General features: G+C 64.4%; 16 protein-coding genes. 7 read left to right on the forward strand and 9 right to left on the reverse strand.

Annotated elements, in window-relative coordinates:
* Nucleotides 1-3: 3 nt before the first annotated feature.
* Nucleotides 4-699 (reverse strand): antitoxin Xre/MbcA/ParS toxin-binding domain-containing protein, encoded by a 696-nt coding sequence (locus FJW03_RS27125; RefSeq protein WP_140766741.1) that lies wholly within the window; start codon nucleotides 697-699, stop codon nucleotides 4-6.
* A 257-nt stretch (nucleotides 700-956) separates the two neighbouring features.
* On the reverse strand, nucleotides 957-1949 hold the full coding sequence (locus FJW03_RS27130) for an adenosine kinase (protein WP_140766742.1): 993 nt from the start codon (nucleotides 1947-1949) through the stop codon (nucleotides 957-959).
* Nucleotides 1950-2222: 273 nt separating this feature from the next.
* Between FJW03_RS27130 and FJW03_RS27135 the strand changes: the two genes are divergently transcribed.
* A complete protein-coding gene (locus FJW03_RS27135; RefSeq protein WP_140766743.1) occupies nucleotides 2223-3125 on the forward strand; it encodes a DMT family transporter in 903 nt (300 codons plus the stop codon).
* Nucleotides 3126-3271: 146 nt separating this feature from the next.
* Nucleotides 3272-3979, forward strand: a complete 708-nt coding sequence (locus tag FJW03_RS27140) for a sulfate transporter family protein (protein ID WP_140766744.1) — start codon at nucleotides 3272-3274, stop codon at nucleotides 3977-3979.
* 9 nt (nucleotides 3980-3988) lie between these two features.
* On the opposite strand, the gene FJW03_RS27145 is transcribed toward FJW03_RS27140, so the two are convergent.
* The 5 genes from FJW03_RS27145 to FJW03_RS27165 form a co-directional block, all read right to left on the reverse strand.
* Nucleotides 3989-4987 (reverse strand): proline racemase family protein, encoded by a 999-nt coding sequence (locus tag FJW03_RS27145; RefSeq protein WP_140766745.1) that lies wholly within the window; start codon nucleotides 4985-4987, stop codon nucleotides 3989-3991.
* A gap of 13 nt (nucleotides 4988-5000) precedes the next feature.
* Nucleotides 5001-5804: an isocitrate lyase/PEP mutase family protein gene (locus FJW03_RS27150; RefSeq protein WP_140766746.1), complete on the reverse strand. Its 804-nt coding sequence runs from the start codon at nucleotides 5802-5804 to the stop codon at nucleotides 5001-5003.
* Between the two features lie 300 nt (nucleotides 5805-6104).
* Nucleotides 6105-6764 (reverse strand): HAD family hydrolase, encoded by a 660-nt coding sequence (locus FJW03_RS27155; RefSeq protein WP_140766747.1) that lies wholly within the window; start codon nucleotides 6762-6764, stop codon nucleotides 6105-6107.
* Entirely contained in the window at nucleotides 6764-7249 is a 486-nt protein-coding gene (gene dut, locus FJW03_RS27160) for a dUTP diphosphatase (protein ID WP_140766748.1), read from the reverse strand. Before dut ends, FJW03_RS27155 begins: the two co-directional genes overlap by 1 nt.
* A 96-nt stretch (nucleotides 7250-7345) precedes the next feature.
* Nucleotides 7346-7816 (reverse strand): Lrp/AsnC family transcriptional regulator, encoded by a 471-nt coding sequence (locus FJW03_RS27165; RefSeq protein WP_140766749.1) that lies wholly within the window; start codon nucleotides 7814-7816, stop codon nucleotides 7346-7348.
* 113 nt (nucleotides 7817-7929) lie between these two features.
* Between FJW03_RS27165 and FJW03_RS27170 the strand changes: the two genes are divergently transcribed.
* The 3 genes from FJW03_RS27170 (at nucleotide 7930) to FJW03_RS27180 (ending at nucleotide 10540) form a co-directional block, all read left to right on the forward strand.
* Entirely contained in the window at nucleotides 7930-8178 is a 249-nt protein-coding gene (locus tag FJW03_RS27170; protein WP_140766750.1) for a DUF6356 family protein, read from the forward strand.
* A gap of 15 nt (nucleotides 8179-8193) precedes the next feature.
* Complete coding sequence (locus FJW03_RS27175) at nucleotides 8194-8994, forward strand: class II glutamine amidotransferase (protein WP_140766751.1); 801 nt, start codon at nucleotides 8194-8196, stop codon at nucleotides 8992-8994.
* Between the two features lie 172 nt (nucleotides 8995-9166).
* A complete protein-coding gene (locus FJW03_RS27180) occupies nucleotides 9167-10540 on the forward strand; it encodes an amidase (protein ID WP_140766752.1) in 1374 nt (457 codons plus the stop codon).
* On the opposite strand, the gene FJW03_RS27185 is transcribed toward FJW03_RS27180, so the two are convergent.
* Complete coding sequence (locus tag FJW03_RS27185; protein WP_140766753.1) at nucleotides 10534-11607, reverse strand: NAD(P)/FAD-dependent oxidoreductase; 1074 nt, start codon at nucleotides 11605-11607, stop codon at nucleotides 10534-10536. The genes FJW03_RS27180 and FJW03_RS27185 overlap by 7 nt on opposite strands.
* Nucleotides 11608-11842: 235 nt before the next feature.
* Between FJW03_RS27185 and FJW03_RS27190 the strand changes: the two genes are divergently transcribed.
* On the forward strand, nucleotides 11843-13435 hold the full coding sequence (locus FJW03_RS27190; RefSeq protein WP_140766754.1) for a peptide chain release factor 3: 1593 nt from the start codon (nucleotides 11843-11845) through the stop codon (nucleotides 13433-13435).
* A 123-nt stretch (nucleotides 13436-13558) separates the two neighbouring features.
* Here the strand turns inward: FJW03_RS27190 and FJW03_RS27195 are convergent, their stop codons facing one another.
* On the reverse strand, nucleotides 13559-14029 hold the full coding sequence (locus FJW03_RS27195; protein ID WP_140766755.1) for a VOC family protein: 471 nt from the start codon (nucleotides 14027-14029) through the stop codon (nucleotides 13559-13561).
* Between the two features lie 267 nt (nucleotides 14030-14296).
* On the opposite strand from FJW03_RS27195, the gene ilvD reads away from it, so the two are divergent.
* Nucleotides 14297-16141 (forward strand): dihydroxy-acid dehydratase, encoded by a 1845-nt coding sequence (gene ilvD / locus FJW03_RS27200; protein ID WP_140766756.1) that lies wholly within the window; start codon nucleotides 14297-14299, stop codon nucleotides 16139-16141.
* The last annotated feature ends 133 nt before the right edge of the window (nucleotides 16142-16274 follow it).

Consider the following 16274-nt stretch of genomic DNA (forward strand, 5'->3'; position numbering starts at 1 on the left):
CGCTCACCCCGCCGTAAACACCCGCGCTGCCTCGACAACCTCCTCGACTTGATCCTGCCGCAGCAGGTCGATCGGAATGCGGCCGTCGAGCTGCGTCGCCGGGCGCGTCAGCCACAGCCAGGCCAGCCTGGGATTGCCGATAAGGGACAGCACGTCGCTTATGCCCGCCACCGGCCTGCCGTCGACGAACTGCGCCAGCGGGAAGACGTGTTTGCGGCCGCCCTTGCGCAGGGCGATGACGTCGCCCCGCCGCTGCCAGCGGTGCAGGGTCGAGCGGGCGATGCGCAGGTTTTCCTCCAGATAGGTCGAACCGGCGACACGCCCGGCCCAGTCCTCGATCAGCATCGATTCGAGGTCGTCGGACTGGGGAGGAGGTGCTTCATCGGCCAACAAGCCCCTCGGCAGGTTTGTGGTTCCGGCGGTGCCGGCTTCGCTGCGGCGCGCGGCTTCCGCCGCCAGCGCGCGCACGAACTTCTGGGCAAGGCCGGGAAGGTCGGCATGGATGGTGTCGATGGCGCGCTGAAGTTTCGGCGACAGCAAGGTGACGGCCGACGCTATGCTGCCGGCGATCTTGCCGACCGAGACCACTGTGGATCGGTTTATCGCCTCGTCATAATGGGCCAGCGCCCGTTCGACGTCCTCCGCGACCATCTCCGCGAAGTCGTCCTGTCCGAGACCGTTTGTCTGAGATTTGTTCATGCATCTGTCTTCTGGCCGCGTGCTCCTCCCCAAAGCCACGGCCGGTTGCTGAATTTCTAGTGTGGAAAACGGAGATCGCGGCGGCAACGAATCGCGCCCGACAGCCTGATGTCTTGCATCTTTGAGACCCCAACTGGCTGCGGACGTCCCGAAATGTCAGGCACGGGACGCTCGCAAGTTCGTGTAGGTGCGATATGTGACAACCGCGCGACGGTGAGAGCGGTTGCTTTTCCTCCTCCCGGAAGGAAGAGCCATTCCTACAGCAACCCAGCCTGTTCCGCCTCGCGGCGCAGATTCTGCCTTGGCCTTGGGCCGATCTGCTGGATCACCAATCCGGCCGCGAGCGAGCCGAGATCACCGCAAGTCTTGAGGTCGCGGCCTTGCGTGTAGCCATGCAGGAAACCGGCGGCATAGAGATCGCCGGCGCCAGTTGTGTCGACCAACTCCCTGATGGCGGTCGCCCGGATCACCACGGTCTCGTCGCCGCGCACGATGACCGAGCCTTTTTCAGACCGCGTCACGGCCGCGATCCTGCAGTCCTTGCGGATTTGCGCCAGCGCCGCGTCGAAGGACGTTGTCTGGTAGAGCGACTTGATTTCGTGACTATTGGCAAAGACGATGTCGACGGTGCCCGAGCGCATCAATTCGAGGAACTCGTCGCGGTAGCGGTCGACGCAGAACGAATCGGACAGCGTCATCGACACTTCACGGCCCGCCGCGTGCGCCAGTCTCGCCGTCTGCCGGATCGCTTCCTTGGCGCGCGGCGGATCCCACAGATAGCCCTCGAAATAGGTGACCTTGGCGCCCGAAGCCTTGTCGGCCTCGACATCTTCGGGCCCGAGCTCGACGCAGGCTCCGAGATAGGTGTTCATCGAGCGTTCGCCGTCGGGGGTGACGAAGATCATCGAGCGCGCCGTCGGCGGCTCGCCCTCGAGCGGCTTGGTGTCGAAGGCGACGCCCTGCGCATGGATGTCGTGCGCATAGATTTCGCCCAGCGCGTCATTGGAAACCTTGCCGAAGAAGGCGGCTCGGCCGCCGAAGCTGGCAACGCCGGCCGCCGTGTTGCCGGCGCTGCCGCCGGAGGCCTCGATCGCCGGGCCCATGCGGCTGTAGAGCAGCTCGGCGCGGTGGGTGTCGATGAGGTTCATCGCGCCCTTGATGATGCCGTTGGTCTCGAGGAATTCCTCCTCGCATTGGGCGATGATGTCGACAATGGCATTGCCGATGCAAAGCACGTCATAATCCGGCATCAATGTCTCCGCCAAAAACCGAGCCGGCTTCTTGCCACGCCCGCGCGGGTCTACAGCATGACCCCGAAAATTGGCAACCGATTTTCCGTCGTTGCCGGCGTGGCGGCGATGACCGTTCCCTGTCGACAAGGCGTAAAGCTGTGGTCCTTGCAAATTGGGGTCCACGTGGTGCGCGTCAACAGCCAGGCGCTACGACAATTCGACCGTGGCCGAAGCACTTCTTCGCGGCGTTGGCTAGAACAAGTCCGATTGCACCCCGAAGGCGACAAGTCCATGTCCGCAAAAAACGATACGACAACCGACCTGGCGTTGCTCGGCCTGTTGGCGGTGCTGTGGGGCGCCTCCTACACCTTCATCAAGATCGGCGTCCAAACGATCCCGCCGGTCACCTTCATTGCCGCCCGCACCTTGATTGCCGGCGGCATCCTGTTCGCCATCATCCGCTGGCGCGGGCTCGCCATGCCGAGCGATGCGGCCACGTGGCGTCGCTTTGCCTTCCAGGCCTGCCTCAACAGCGTGATCCCTTTCACGCTCATCGCGGCCGCCGAGCGCTCGGTCGACGCCGGCCTCGCCACCATCCTCAATGCGACTTCGCCGATCTTCACCTTCCTGCTGACCGCGCTGATCACCCGCCATGAGCCGGTTACGGTGCGCAAGCTGATCGGTGTCGGCGCCGGCATTGCCGGCATCTGCCTCATCGTCGGCACCGAGGCGCTGGGCGGCCTCGGTCACGAGCTGTGGGCGCAGGTCGCCATCGTCGTGGCAACAATCTGCTACGCCGGTGCCGCGATCTTCGGCCGTGGCTTCAAGGGCCTTGATCCGATGCTGCCGGCTGCGGGCTCGATGCTCTGCGGCGCGGTCATGCTGGTGCCGCTCAGCCTGGTGGTCGACCAGCCATGGACGCTGACCCCCTCGACAGCGTCGATCCTGGCCCTGCTGGGTCTGTCGGTGTTCTCGACGGCGCTGGCTTTCGTCATCTATTTCCGCCTCATCCATACGCTGGGCTCGGTCGGCACGACGTCACAGGCCTATCTGCGCGTGCCGATCGGGGTCGGCATCGGCGCCGTCTTCCTCGGCGAAAGCCTGGGGCCAACCGCCTGGGCTGGAATGGCCTTCGTCGTCGCCGGCGTCGCGGCCATGACCATACCGGTCCGCAAGCCGGCTTTCGCGCGGTAGAAATAATTCCAGGAAGTGTGAAGCGGTTTTCGATCCGCGATCGCATCAACCAGAAAATCATACGCGCTTGTGCTCGCGACCCGCCTTGCCTATCTCGGAAGGCGTCCGCCTTCCGGCGGTGTCCGCCTTACCTGGGGTGAAGCACGGTGATTTTCGACGCTGCCCGCACTGCGGCCTTGGAACTGTTTTCGCCTCCCTTCCGTGCCGTGTTCATCAAGACGCTTGGCCTGACCCTGCTGGCGCTGGTTGCCCTGTGGTTCGGCCTGACCAGCCTTGTCGAGTGGCTGGCCCTGCCATGGCTTCACACGCTGTTGCCCGGCGTGCCGTCCTGGGCCGGCTGGCTCGGCGGCATCATTGCGGCAATAGCGCTTGCTTTCGGCATGGCGCTGCTCGTTGCGCCGGTGACGGCCGCGGTCGCCGGCCTGTTCCTCGACGATGTCGCCGAGGTGGTCGAGCGCACCGACTATCCCCGCGATCCGGTTGGGCGCGCCATGCCGGCGCTGCGTTCGCTGGTGCTGGCGATAAAATTCCTAGGTGTCGTCATTCTGGGCAACATCGTCGCCTTGCTGCTTCTATTGGTGCCAGGCATCAACATCGCCGCGTTCTTCGTCGTCAACGGCTATCTGCTCGGCCGCGAGTTCTTCGAATTCGCCGCCATGCGCTTCCGCCCCGAGGAAGAGGCCAGGGCCTTGCGCGGGCGCTATGCCGGCACGGTGTTCGTCGCCGGCCTGATCATATCGGCCTGTCTTGCCGTGCCGCTGCTCAACCTTGTGACGCCGCTCTTCGCCGCCGCGATGATGGTGCATCTGCACAAGGCAATCTCGGCAAGGGAAACGGCCCGGTCCCGCGGCTGAGCGGTTCCTTCACCGCAACAGGAAGCCGCGTCCCAACTCGTCGTCGGGTTCCACGATGTATTCGGTTCGCCCGGAATAATAGGCGCGGCCGCCGACGCGCGCGATGATCGCCTCGTGCGGACCGGCCTGCGCCGTCCTCGCCACAGCTCCGGAAAAGCGCGAGCCGGCGATGCTCTCGAAAGTGCGCGTCTGCCCGATGGCAATCTGGCCCTTGACGTGCATGGCCGCCAGCCGGGCGGTGACGCCGGAGCCGGTCGGCGAACGGTCGACCTCGGCTTCGGCGAAGACGCAGATGTTTTTCGTCACCTCGCCGGAAAAGGCGTCCTTTCCATCCGTCAAAATGGTGCCGTAGAGAAAGGCAAGATCGGCGTGGTCGGGATGCGACAGCCGGAAATCCGCTTCCAGCCTGTCCGTCAAAGCCGTCGCCGCGTCGACGAAATCGCGCACCCGGTTGCGGCCGAACTCAAGGCCGAACTGGTGGCAGTCCGCCAGCGCGTAGAAAGCGCCGCCATAGGCGACGTCGAAACCGATCGCGCCATAGCCCGCCAATTCGATCCGTTGGTCACGGGCAAACAGGAAGGCCGGCACGCTTTCGAACGACACCGCGCCGGCCCTGCCGTCCTGGACTTCGACCGAGGCTACCACCAAACCGCACGGCGCCTCGATGTTGACCGTCGTGATTGGCTCCTGTTTCACCACCAGGCCTTCGTCGATCGCATAGCGGCCGAGCGCGACGATGGCGTGGCCGCACATGGTCGAATAGCCTTCATTATGCATGAACAGCACGGCAAGGTCGGCGCCGGGCAAGTCGGGTTCGACCAGCAAGGCGCCATACATGTCGTAGTGGCCGCGCGGCTCGAAGATCAGCAGCTTGCGCAGATGATCGAGATGGTCGCGCACATAGGCGCGCTTTTCCAGGATGGTGCCCTTCGGGATCTCCGGATAGCCGCCGGTGACGATCCTGAGCGGCTCGCCGCCCGTATGCATGTCGACGACGGTAAGGGTCATGTGACGGCTCTTTTCAGTCCGAGGATTTGCCGAACAGCGCCTGCAACTTGCCGAACGGCATGGCGGCGCGGGTGAAGCCGAACGTGCCGTCCTGCAGGATCTCGCGGGCCGCCGTCTCCAGCATGCCATAAGCGAAATTGGTCAGCCACGGGCCGAGCGAAATGCGTTTTGCCCCTGCCATGGCGAGATCGGCGGTGGTGAAGCCGGGCCTCGCCATGACGTTGACCGGCTTGCTGACCGCCGAGCACAAGGTCCGCACCATCTCGACGTCGCCGATGCCTGGCGCGTAGAGCACATCGGCGCCGGCCTTCTCGAAGGCCTGCAGCCGCTTGATGGTGTCGTCGAGGTCGGACTTGCCCCACAAAAAGTTCTCGGCGCGCGCCGTGAACACGAAATCGCGCTTCAGCGCGCGTGCCGCCTCCACCGCCGCCGCGACGCGCTCGACCGCGTGGGCAAAATCATAGATCGGCTTGTCGGGATCGCCTGTGTGATCCTCGATCGAACAGCCAGCAAGGCCGGCCGCTTCGGCCGCGAAGATGGTTTCAGCGGCCTGCTCGGCGCTGTCGCCCTTGCCTCTCTCGAGATCGGCCGAGACCGGCAGGCTGGTTGCCGCCGTCACCTCGCGGCAATGATGGATCATCTGATCGAAGGTCACGGCGCCATCCGGCAGGCCGCGCGAAAACGCAAAGCCGGCGCTGGTCGTCGCCAAAGCCTTGAAACCGAAGGAGCCAAGCAGCTTCGTCGTGCCGACATCCCAAGGATTGGGCATGACGAAGGTCGTGGCATGCAGGTCGCGAAAAATCTTGCCCTTGTCCATGGTGGTTCCCTCATCGCGTGCTGTTTGGTGAAGCGGATTTTATCTTGCCCTCTTTGCCCGGGCAAACGAATGCGGTTGGTTCAGAAGCGTTTGGCGTTCTCTGCTGACAAATGTTCGAACGCGTCGGAATCCTTGACGTAATGTGCTGTCTTCTGTCCCAGTGGCGGATGACCGAAATGTCGTGTGGCGACGCCTCGCGCGCTGCCTCGGAGATCGTTGACATCACGGCTCGGGGTGTCGGGCGCATGGAACGTAGCATAGCGCCCCAACACGTCCGGTCCGCCCGTCAGATCGGATAAATCAGTGGATCGGCACCAATCCGGCAAGTTCGCGCATGTCGTCGAACAGGATGCCGCCGGCCTGGATCAGGCCGTCGCGGTCGGAATAGGGGTCGCCGTGATAGGAAAACACCCGCATGCCCGCGGCAATGCCTGCCTGCGTGCCGGCGACGCTGTCTTCGATGACGATGCAATCGGCAGGCGCAAAGCCCAGGGTGTTGGCCGCATGCAGGAACAGGTCCGGGAACGGTTTGCCGCGCCCGACCATGGTGGCGCTGAACATCGCATGTTCGAACAGTGGCAAGAGCCCGGTCTGGCCAAGCGTGACATGCATCTTCGAGATCCTGGCCGATGTGGCCACGCAATAGGCGATGCCGGCCGCGCGCACCGCCTCGACAAACTCCCGGACATAGGGGATCGCCTCGACGCCATGGGCGAACAGATCAGGCAGGCCGGCATTCCAGCGCTCGACGAAATCGGCGCCAAGCCTGACCTCTGTCTGCTCTTCGATCTCCTTCTGCACCGAGACCATGCTGCGGCCGGAAAAATTCTTGCGGCAATATTCGAAGCTTGTCGGATAGCCGGCGGCAACGAGCCATTCGGCGAGGCGTCGGTTGGCAAGGTTCTCGGTGTCGACGAGGATGCCGTCGCAGTCGAAAATAACAAGTTTAGGAAAGGACATTAGGCGGTGCCGGTTGATCCGAACCCGCCCGCGCCACGCGCCGTGCCGCCCGCCAGGGAACGCTCTTCAACGGCCACTTGAGTCACTGGCGCGAAAACGATCTGCGCGATGCGCATGCCGCGCGTCACGGCGAAATCCTCGTCGCCGAGATTAATCAAGAGCACCTTCACCTCGCCGCGATAGTCGCTGTCGACCGTGCCAGGCGAATTGAGGACGGTGAGGCCGTGTTTGAAGGCAAGGCCGGAGCGAGGCCGGACCTGGCCTTCCATGCCTTCGGGAATTTCCAGGATCAGCCCGGTCGGCACCAAGGCGCGTTTTCCCGGCAGGATCAGCAGCGGCCGGTCATCCGGCACGGCCGCACGCAGATCCATGCCGGCGGCGCCGGTGCTTTCATAGGCGGGAAGCGGTAGTCCTTCACCATGCGGCAACCTGACGAAGCCGACAGTCGGACCGATGACGGAGGGAGTTTGGAGAGCTGCGCGCATAAAATCGATCCTATCGGCGCGAATGCCGATTCGGTCAATTCGCGTGCAAGAGTATCAACGTCTTTCTTTCGGGCATCACTATGGCCGGAGCGCAGCTCAGCGCACTTCCATCGGAACCACCGTCGTCTCCTTGATCTCCTCCATGACGAAGGAGGCGGACACGTCGGACAGCGCCACCTTGGCGATCAGCCGCTGGTATAGCCGGTCATAAGCCTTCACGTCGGCGACACGGGCGCGCAAGACATAGTCGAGGTCGCCGGACATGCGGTAGACGCCGATGATCTCGGGTAAGCCCGTCATCGCCGCGCGGAATTTCTGCAACCAGCCGGGATCATGGTTCGATGTGCGGATCAGGATGAACACCGACAGGCCAAGCCCGAGCTTGTCGGCATCGACAAGCGCCACGCGGCCGGTGATGACGCCATCCTCCTCCAGGCGCCTGACGCGCCGCCAGCAGGCATTGCGCGACAAGGCCACCCGTTCCGACAGCTGGTCGACCGACAACGTGCCGTCGCGTTGCAATTCGGCAAGCAATTTTCGGTCGATTTCGTCGATTTCGAGCGCCATGTGGGATGTTTGTCCCATGAGATGTCAAAATACAAGGACATTTTGGGACCGATGAACCAGCAAAGCGTGCCAGGATACTCAACATAAGAACTCAAGCGCTGAAGGGGACCAGCATGCCGGTAGCAAGCATTTTCACCTCTCATCCGGCCAAGGTCGGCGAAACCTATTTCAGCCATATGGCCTTCGCCGCCTGGTTCTCCTCGCGTCTGCTGATGGCGGCGGGCGCCGCGCTCGTTCACGCTTTCTTGCCATTTCTGTTCGAGACTACCGCCAGCCGAATCGTCCGCCAGCTTTACGAGCGGACGCACAACAGGGGCACACACGCGACCAAGGAGCCCGCGGCTCTTCCCGATCGCGCCTAGAGGACGACGGAAGCGATGTGCCGATGGGCGGCCTATCTCGGTGAAGCGGTCTTTCTCGAAGACATCCTCACGGCGCCCTGCCACTCGCTGATCGCCCAGAGCCACTGCGCCCAGGAAGCGAAGTCGCCGACCAATGGCGACGGCTTCGGCCTTGCCTGGTATGGCGACCGGCCGGAACCGGGTCTCTATCGCGACATCCTGCCGGCCTGGTCGGACCCCAATCTGAAGAGCCTGTGCCGGCAGATCAAGTCCGGCCTGTTCCTCGCCCATGTGCGGGCCTCGACCGGCGGCGCCACCAGCCGCATGAACTGCCATCCCTTCATCTCGGGTCCCTGGTCGTTCATGCACAACGGCCAGATCGGCGGCTTCGAAAAGATCCGCCGCGCGCTGGAGAATTCCTTATCCGACGCCGTCTTCGACCAGCGCGAAGGTACCACCGATTCCGAATTGTTCTTCCTGCTGATGATTGATGAGGGACTGGCCGGCGACCCGCAAGGCGCGGTGTCGCGCGCGACCAGCCGCGTGCTCGAAGCCTCGCGCCGCGCCGGCCTTGAACCGGCGCTGAAACTCACCGCCGCCTTCTCTGACGGGCAGGCGCTGCATGCGGTGCGTTATGCCACCGACGCGCACGCGCCGACGCTCTACACGTCCATGTTCCGCAAGGGCGGCGGCCGCTGCATCGTCTCCGAACCTTTCGACCGCGACGGCGGCGATTGGCAGGCTGTTCCGCCGTCGAGCTTTGTCACCATGACCCGAGGGGAGATCGCCATTCGTCCCTTTGCGCCGGCAGCGGCGAAACTGGCGTTGGTCGGGTAGCGATTCTCCGGATTGCAAATGAGAAACGTCGCGGGACAGCGCTGACTTCATCGACTCGGCAACGCAATTTCGATCAAGCGTTGCCGATCCTCGAATGCTCGACTCCGCTTGAAGTCATGCCGCTGTCCGCCATCTTCACCCGGGCGAGCGCGGTCAAGCCGGAGCATTTGCCATGGACGCCATCTTTTCCTCGATTGCCGATCTCGCCGCCGCCATCGCCAAGCGCAAGATTTCGGCCGTCGAAGCACTCGACGCCCATCTCGCGCAGATCGATAGCCACAACGGAGCGGTCAACGCCGTCATTTCGCTCGACAGGGAAGGCGCGCGCGAGCGGGCAAGAAATGCCGACGCGGCGGTCGCGCGCGGTGAGGCGCTCGGGCCTTTGCATGGCGTTCCCTTCACGCTGAAAGACACGCACGAGACGGCGGGCATGAAGACCACGGTCGGATACCCGCCTTTCGCCGACTACGTCGCCAGCCACGACAGCCCGGTCGTTGCGAGGCTAAAGGCGGCCGGCGGCAATCTCTTCGCCAAGACCAATGTCGCGACCATGCTTTCCGACTGGCAGTCGAACAATCCGCTGTTCGGCCGCACCAGCAATCCCTGGAACCTTGAGCGGACCGCAGGTGGCTCCAGCGGCGGCGCGGCAGCGGCGGTGGCGGCTGGCATGACGCCGTTCGATGTCGGCACCGACATGCAGGATTCGATCCGGCTGCCCGCCGCCTTCTGCGGTGTCTATGGGCTCAAGCCGACGGAGCGCCGCGTCTCGCTGGCGGGCGCTTTCCCGGACCCGACCGGCGCCGCGCGCAGCGTGCGGCTGATGTCCTGCCTCGGGCCGCTGGCGCGCAGCGTGGACGATCTGTCGTTGATCTACCGAATCATCGCCGGGCCGGATGGGCGTGACACCGATCTTGCGCCGGTGCCGGTTGAGGCCATGCCGAAGCTTGACCTCCAGACAGTGCGCATCGCCTTTGCATCGACCTTTCCCGGCTTCCCGGTGGCCGGCGACATTAGCGCAGCGGTCGAAAATCTCGCAAGGCAGCTGCAATCGGACGGCGCCACCGTCGAGGAAACAAAGCTGCCCAGGCTCGATCTGCACGACGATCTTGCCCAGGGTGGAGCGCTGATCGGCATGATGATGGAAGCCGCACAGCCGGAGCCGCCGGAAGAGCCGACACCCGTCTCGCGCTGGTTCGGGGCACTCGCCCGCCGCGACCGGTCCATCCTCGCCTGGGATGCTCTTTTCGAGAGCCATGACGCGCTGCTTTGTCCGGTCGCCATGACCACGGCCTTCCCGCATTGCGAACCCGGTGCGCCGATCAAGGTCGACGGCCAGGGCCAAAATTACTGGATGATACCGGCCTATGGCGCCGTCTTCAACTATAGCGGCCATCCTGCCCTTTCGATGCCGTGCGGACAGGATGGCGTCGGCCTGCCGATCGGCCTGCAACTGGTCGGCAAACGCTGGTCGGAATCGCGGTTGCTGGGCGTGGCCAGGGCAATGACAGCGTTGGCCGGCGGCTTCAACCGGCCGCCTGGCTACTGAGCGAAGCGACCCAATCCGTAAGGCGCCAGCAGCGGGTCGCGCTCGCCGCCAAGAATTTCCCGCGTGGCGAACAGGCCGACCGCCGGCGCCAGCGTGATGCCCGAATGCGTGACGGCGACATAGAGACCGTCCATGCCCCCGGCGCGGCCGATAACCGGGAAGCCGTCGACCGGCGTCGGCCGGTAGCCGACCGTATGGAAATCCAGTTCCAGTCCGTCGCTGTCGCGCAGCATGGCCTTCATTACTGCAAACAACTCACGAGCTGTGACTTCAGCGTCCACGCCCGGGTCGCCGCCGCCGAAATCAGAGCCGGCGATGATGCGGCCCTCCGCGGTCTGGCGCATGTGCAGCCGCTCGGCCAGCACCAGCCCGTTGAGCAGTTTTCTGTATGGCCGCGAATGGACGATCAGGCCGGGCGGCGTCTCGATCGGCAGGCTGACGCCGGCCGTCGCGGCAATGTCCGGCGAGCCGACGCCGGCCGCGATCACCACTTCGTCGGCGGCAATCAGCCCATGCGATGTGTCGACGCCGGTAATGCGGCCATTGCTCTGGACAAGTGCCGTGACCGTGCTGGTGAGGATGCGCGCGCCATGCCGCTCCGCGTCGGCCAGCAGCGCTTTCGTGGTTGCGACGGGTTCGGCGACACCCTCTTGGGCGACATGCAGGGCGAAATCTGGAAGCTCGGTCAGATTGGGCTCGATGCGCGCGGCTGCGGCGCGGTCGACGCGCTCGATGCCGTAGCCCCAGGATGAATGTTCTTCGGCATAGGTTTCCAGGTCGGCCGCCGACAAATCCCAGCACAGGCCGCCGCACCAGCTGAGCGGCACGCCGGGCAGGTCCTTCGCCAGCCTTGTCCATTCGGCCATGGCGCGGGTGCGCAGCCGGAAATACGGTTCCGGATTGCCCCAACTGGCGTTGATCCAGGCAAACGAATTCGGAGTCGCCACTCCGCCGGCGGCGCTGTCGGCAATGACCGTCACCCGGGCGCCTGCTTTGGTGAGATGCCAGGCGATCGATGCGCCGATGATGCCGGCGCCGATAACGATGACTTGTTTCGCCGCAGCCATGCTTTCACCTCTGCATCGTAGTCCTCAGGCAACGCTTACCCAAGTGCCACGCTGGCGGGTGCTTGCCAACATCGAGCCGCGAGAAATATGCGTCGTGACAGCAAATGCCGGCTGCCCCTCGGACCGAGTAGGCTTGAGCGGGCTGCGGCCCGGCGGCGTCCGCGCCGCCGGAACGGTCGACAGCCCGGCACTGCGCTGCTAGAAGCCCGGCCTGTCACACGGAAATCCCAAAAGAATGCCCGAAACAATACCAGAGGAAGTGTCGCGCCGCCGCACCTTCGCGATCATCGCCCACCCGGACGCCGGCAAGACCACGCTCACCGAAAAGCTGCTGCTGTTCGGCGGCGCCATCCAGCTTGCCGGCGAGGTCAAGGCCAAGAAGGATCGCATCCAGACCCGGTCCGACTGGATGAAGATAGAGCGCGAGCGCGGCATCTCGGTCGTCACTTCGGTGATGACCTTCGAGTACGAAGACAACGTCTTCAACCTGCTCGACACGCCCGGCCACGAGGATTTCGCCGACGACACCTACCGCACGCTGTCGGCGGTCGACGCTGCCGTCATGGTCATCGACGCCGCCAAGGGCATCGAGCCGCGCACGCTGAAACTGTTCGAGGTCTGCCGGCTGCGCGACATCCCGATCATCACCTTCGTCAACAAGATGGACCGCGAGAGCCGCGACCCGTTCGAGATCCTTGACGAGATAGAGCAGAAGCTGGCGCTCGACACCGCGCCCGTCACCTGGCCGATCGGTCGCGGCAAGACCTTCTCCGGCACCTATCACCTGGCGCTGAACGCGGTGCGCAAGGGCGACGACGAGAAGGAGCGCACGCCGGTCAACGGCCCCGATTCCAACCGCGTCGCCGGGCTGTTGCCCGACAACGAGCGCGAAGCCTTCATCGAGGAACTGGAACTGGCGCGCGAAGCCTGCCGCCCGCTCGACATCGACGCTTTCCGCGAGGGTCATCTGACACCGGTCTATTTCGGCTCGGCGCTGCGCAATTATGGCGTGCGCGACCTGATCGAGGCGCTTGGCGCCTATGGACCGCCGCCGCGCGCGCAGGAGGCCGACACCCGCAAGGTCGAGGCGACCGAGGATAAGATGACCTCCTTCGTCTTCAAGATCCAGGCCAACATGGACCCCAACCATCGCGACCGCATCGCTTTCGTGCGGGTCTGCTCGGGCAAGCTCGAGCGCGGCATGAAGGCCAAGCTGGTGCGCACGGGAAAGCCGATGAGCCTGTCGGCACCGCAGTTCTTCTTCGCCCGCACCCGCGTTACCGCTGACGAAGCCTTTGCCGGCGACGTCGTCGGCATTCCCAACCACGGCACGCTGCGCATCGGCGACACGCTGACAGAAGGCGAGGAAATACTGTTCAGGGGCGTGCCGAACTTCGCCCCGGAAATCCTGCGCCGCGTCCGCCTCGGCGACGCCATGAAGGCGAAGAAACTCAAGGAAGCGCTGCACCAGATGGCCGAGGAAGGCGTCGTGCAGCTGTTTTCGCCCGAGGATGGCTCACCGGCCATCGTCGGCGTCGTCGGCGCACTGCAGCTCGATGTGCTGAAGGAACGGCTGAACTTCGAATACACGCTGCCCGTCGAATTCGAGATGTCGCGCTTTTCCGTCTGCCGCTGGATATCGGCCGACGACAAGGCCGAGGTTCAGCGCTTCATCGAAGCACATCGCGGCGACATCGCCCGCGACCTCGACAACGACCCGGTGTTCCTCGCCCAGCACGCCTTCTCGCTGAACTACGAAGCCGAGCGCTGGAAGGCGATCCGTTTCGAAACGATCAAGGACTATCAGGTCCGCGACAAAGCAGCCTGAGCTGCCGCCTTTTCCTTCTCCCCGTCCACGGGGAGAAGGTGCCCGAAGGGCGGATGAGGGGCGGCGCCGACCTCAAGGACCGATCGGCAATGTGCCCGCCCTTCGCAAGCTCAGGGCGTTCGCTCAGCCCTTCGCCGCCTCTTCGATCTTGGCGATGTCGATCTTGCCCATCTGCATCATCGCCGACATCACCCGGCCTGCCTTGGCCCTGTCGGGGTCCTGGAGCAACTTCGGCAGCTGCTCGGGCACGACCTGCCAGGAAACGCCGAATCTGTCCTTCAGCCAGCTGCAGCGTCCAGGTTCGCCGCCGCCTTCGGTGAGCCTGGTCCAGAAATGATCTACCTCTTCCTGCGTCTTGCAGTCGATCGACAGCGACATGGCCTCGGTGAACTTGTATTGCGGGCCGCCGTTGAGCGCCTGGAATTGCACGCCGTCGAGCTCGAACGAGGCCACCAGCACCTTGCCTTCCGAGGCGTGGCCCTGGGGCCAGCGCGTGACGCTCAGCACCTTCGAATTCTTGAAAATGGACACATAGTGGTTCATGGCCTCTTCGGCCTCACCGTCGAACCACAGGAAGGTGGTAATCTTTTGCATGGTGCACTCCTCGGTTGCTCTGCTGTTGTAGTGAAACGGCTGACTCCGAGAATGGTGCCATTCCTGCCGTCCGTCCCAAGGACGCCTTTGCGGCACCTGATCCGACAACCGCATGCATTTTTTTCGGGAGCCCTCGAATTTTCCAGGAAAATCTGGCGCATTGCAAAAATGTGGCCAGACCATATTTGCGAGTCTATAACGCCTGCGGTCCGAATTCAGCGCCGCCACGCTCCGCATCGAGCGCAGCCGGCCAGCCAAGGAAGAGTCATGCCTGCCTATCGCTCCCGCACCACCACCCATGGCCGCAATATGGCCGGCGCCCGCGGCCTCTGGCGCGCCACCGGCATGAAGGACTCTGATTTCGGCAAGCCGATTATCGCGGTGGTCAACTCCTTCACCCAGTTCGTGCCGGGCCATGTCCATCTGAAGGACCTCGGCCAGCTGGTCGCGCGCGAGATCGAGAAGGCCGGCGGCGTCGCCAAGGAATTCAACACCATCGCCGTCGATGACGGCATCGCCATGGGCCATGACGGCATGCTCTATTCGCTGCCGTCGCGCGAATTGATCGCCGATTCGGTCGAATACATGGTCAACGCGCACTGCGCCGACGCCATGGTCTGCATCTCCAATTGCGACAAGATCACGCCCGGCATGCTGATGGCCTCGCTGCGCCTGAACATCCCGACTGTCTTCGTCTCCGGCGGCCCGATGGAAGCCGGCAAGGTGGTGCTGGCCGGCAAGGCGCAGGCGCTCGATCTGGTCGACGCTATGGTTGCGGCCGCCGACGACAAGATCTCCGACGAGGACGTCAAGGTCATCGAGCGCTCGGCCTGCCCGACCTGCGGCTCCTGCTCGGGCATGTTCACCGCCAATTCGATGAACTGCCTGACCGAGGCGCTTGGCCTGTCGCTGCCCGGCAACGGCTCGACCTTGGCGACGCACGCCGATCGCAAGCGGTTGTTCGTGGAGGCGGGTCACCTCGTCGTCGATCTCGCCCAGCGCTATTACGAGCAGGATGACGAGACAGCGCTGCCGCGCAGCATTGCCTCGAAGGGTGCCTTCGAGAACGCCATGACCCTCGACATCGCCATGGGCGGCTCGACCAACACCGTGCTGCACATCCTGGCCGCCGCCCACGAGGGCGAGGTCGACTTCACCATGGAGGACATCGACCGGCTGTCGCGTCGGGTTCCGGTGCTGTGCAAGGTCGCGCCGGCCAAGTCGGACGTCCACATGGAAGACGTTCATCGCGCCGGCGGCATCATGGCGATCCTCGGCCAGCTCGACAATGCCGGGCTGATCAATCGCGACCTGCCGACCGTGCACACGGCTAGCCTCGGCGAGGCGCTCGACCGCTGGGACATTTCCCGCACCACCAGCCAGAACGTACGCGATTTCTTCCTCGCCGCTCCCGGCGGCGTGCCGACACAGGTCGCTTTCAGCCAGGACCGCCGCTGGGACGATCTCGATCTTGATCGCGAGAAGGGTGTCATCCGCTCGGCCGAGACACCGTTCTCCAAGGACGGCGGCCTTGCCGTGCTGAAGGGCAATCTGGCGCTCGACGGCTGTATCGTGAAGACGGCCGGCGTCGACGAGTCGATCCTGAAGTTCACCGGTCCGGCGCGGGTGTTCGAGAGCCAGGACGCCTCGGTCAAGGCCATCCTCTCCAACGAGATCAAGGCTGGCGACGTTGTCGTCATCCGCTACGAGGGACCGCGTGGCGGCCCCGGCATGCAGGAAATGCTCTACCCGACCAGCTATCTGAAGTCGAAGGGCCTCGGCAAGGCCTGCGCGCTGGTCACCGACGGCCGCTTCTCCGGCGGCACGTCGGGCCTGTCGATCGGCCATGTCTCGCCGGAAGCCGCCGAGGGCGGCACGATCGGGCTGGTGAGGGAGGGCGACACGATCGAGATCGACATTCCCAACCGCACCATCCGCCTCGCCATCAGCGACGCCGAACTGGAAACGCGCCGCGCGGCGATGGCGGCCAAGGGCGCGGACGCCTGGAAGCCCGAGGAAAAGCGCAAGCGCAAGGTGACCACCGCGCTACGCGCCTACGCCGCCTTCGCCACCAGCGCCGACAAGGGCGCGGTGCGGGTCGTCCCGGAGTAAGATCCGGGAGGGGAGTTTGACGACGCGGCGACAGCTGCGCTCCGTGAGCGGCTTCAACTATGCTCGTTGCCGGTCACGTCGGCGCTGCCCCTCATCTGCCTGCCGGCATCTTCTCCCCGTATAGCGACGGGGA

It is taken from the genome of Mesorhizobium sp. B4-1-4 (assembly GCF_006439395.2).
In the GTDB taxonomy this organism is placed as follows: Bacteria; Pseudomonadota; Alphaproteobacteria; order Rhizobiales; family Rhizobiaceae; genus Mesorhizobium.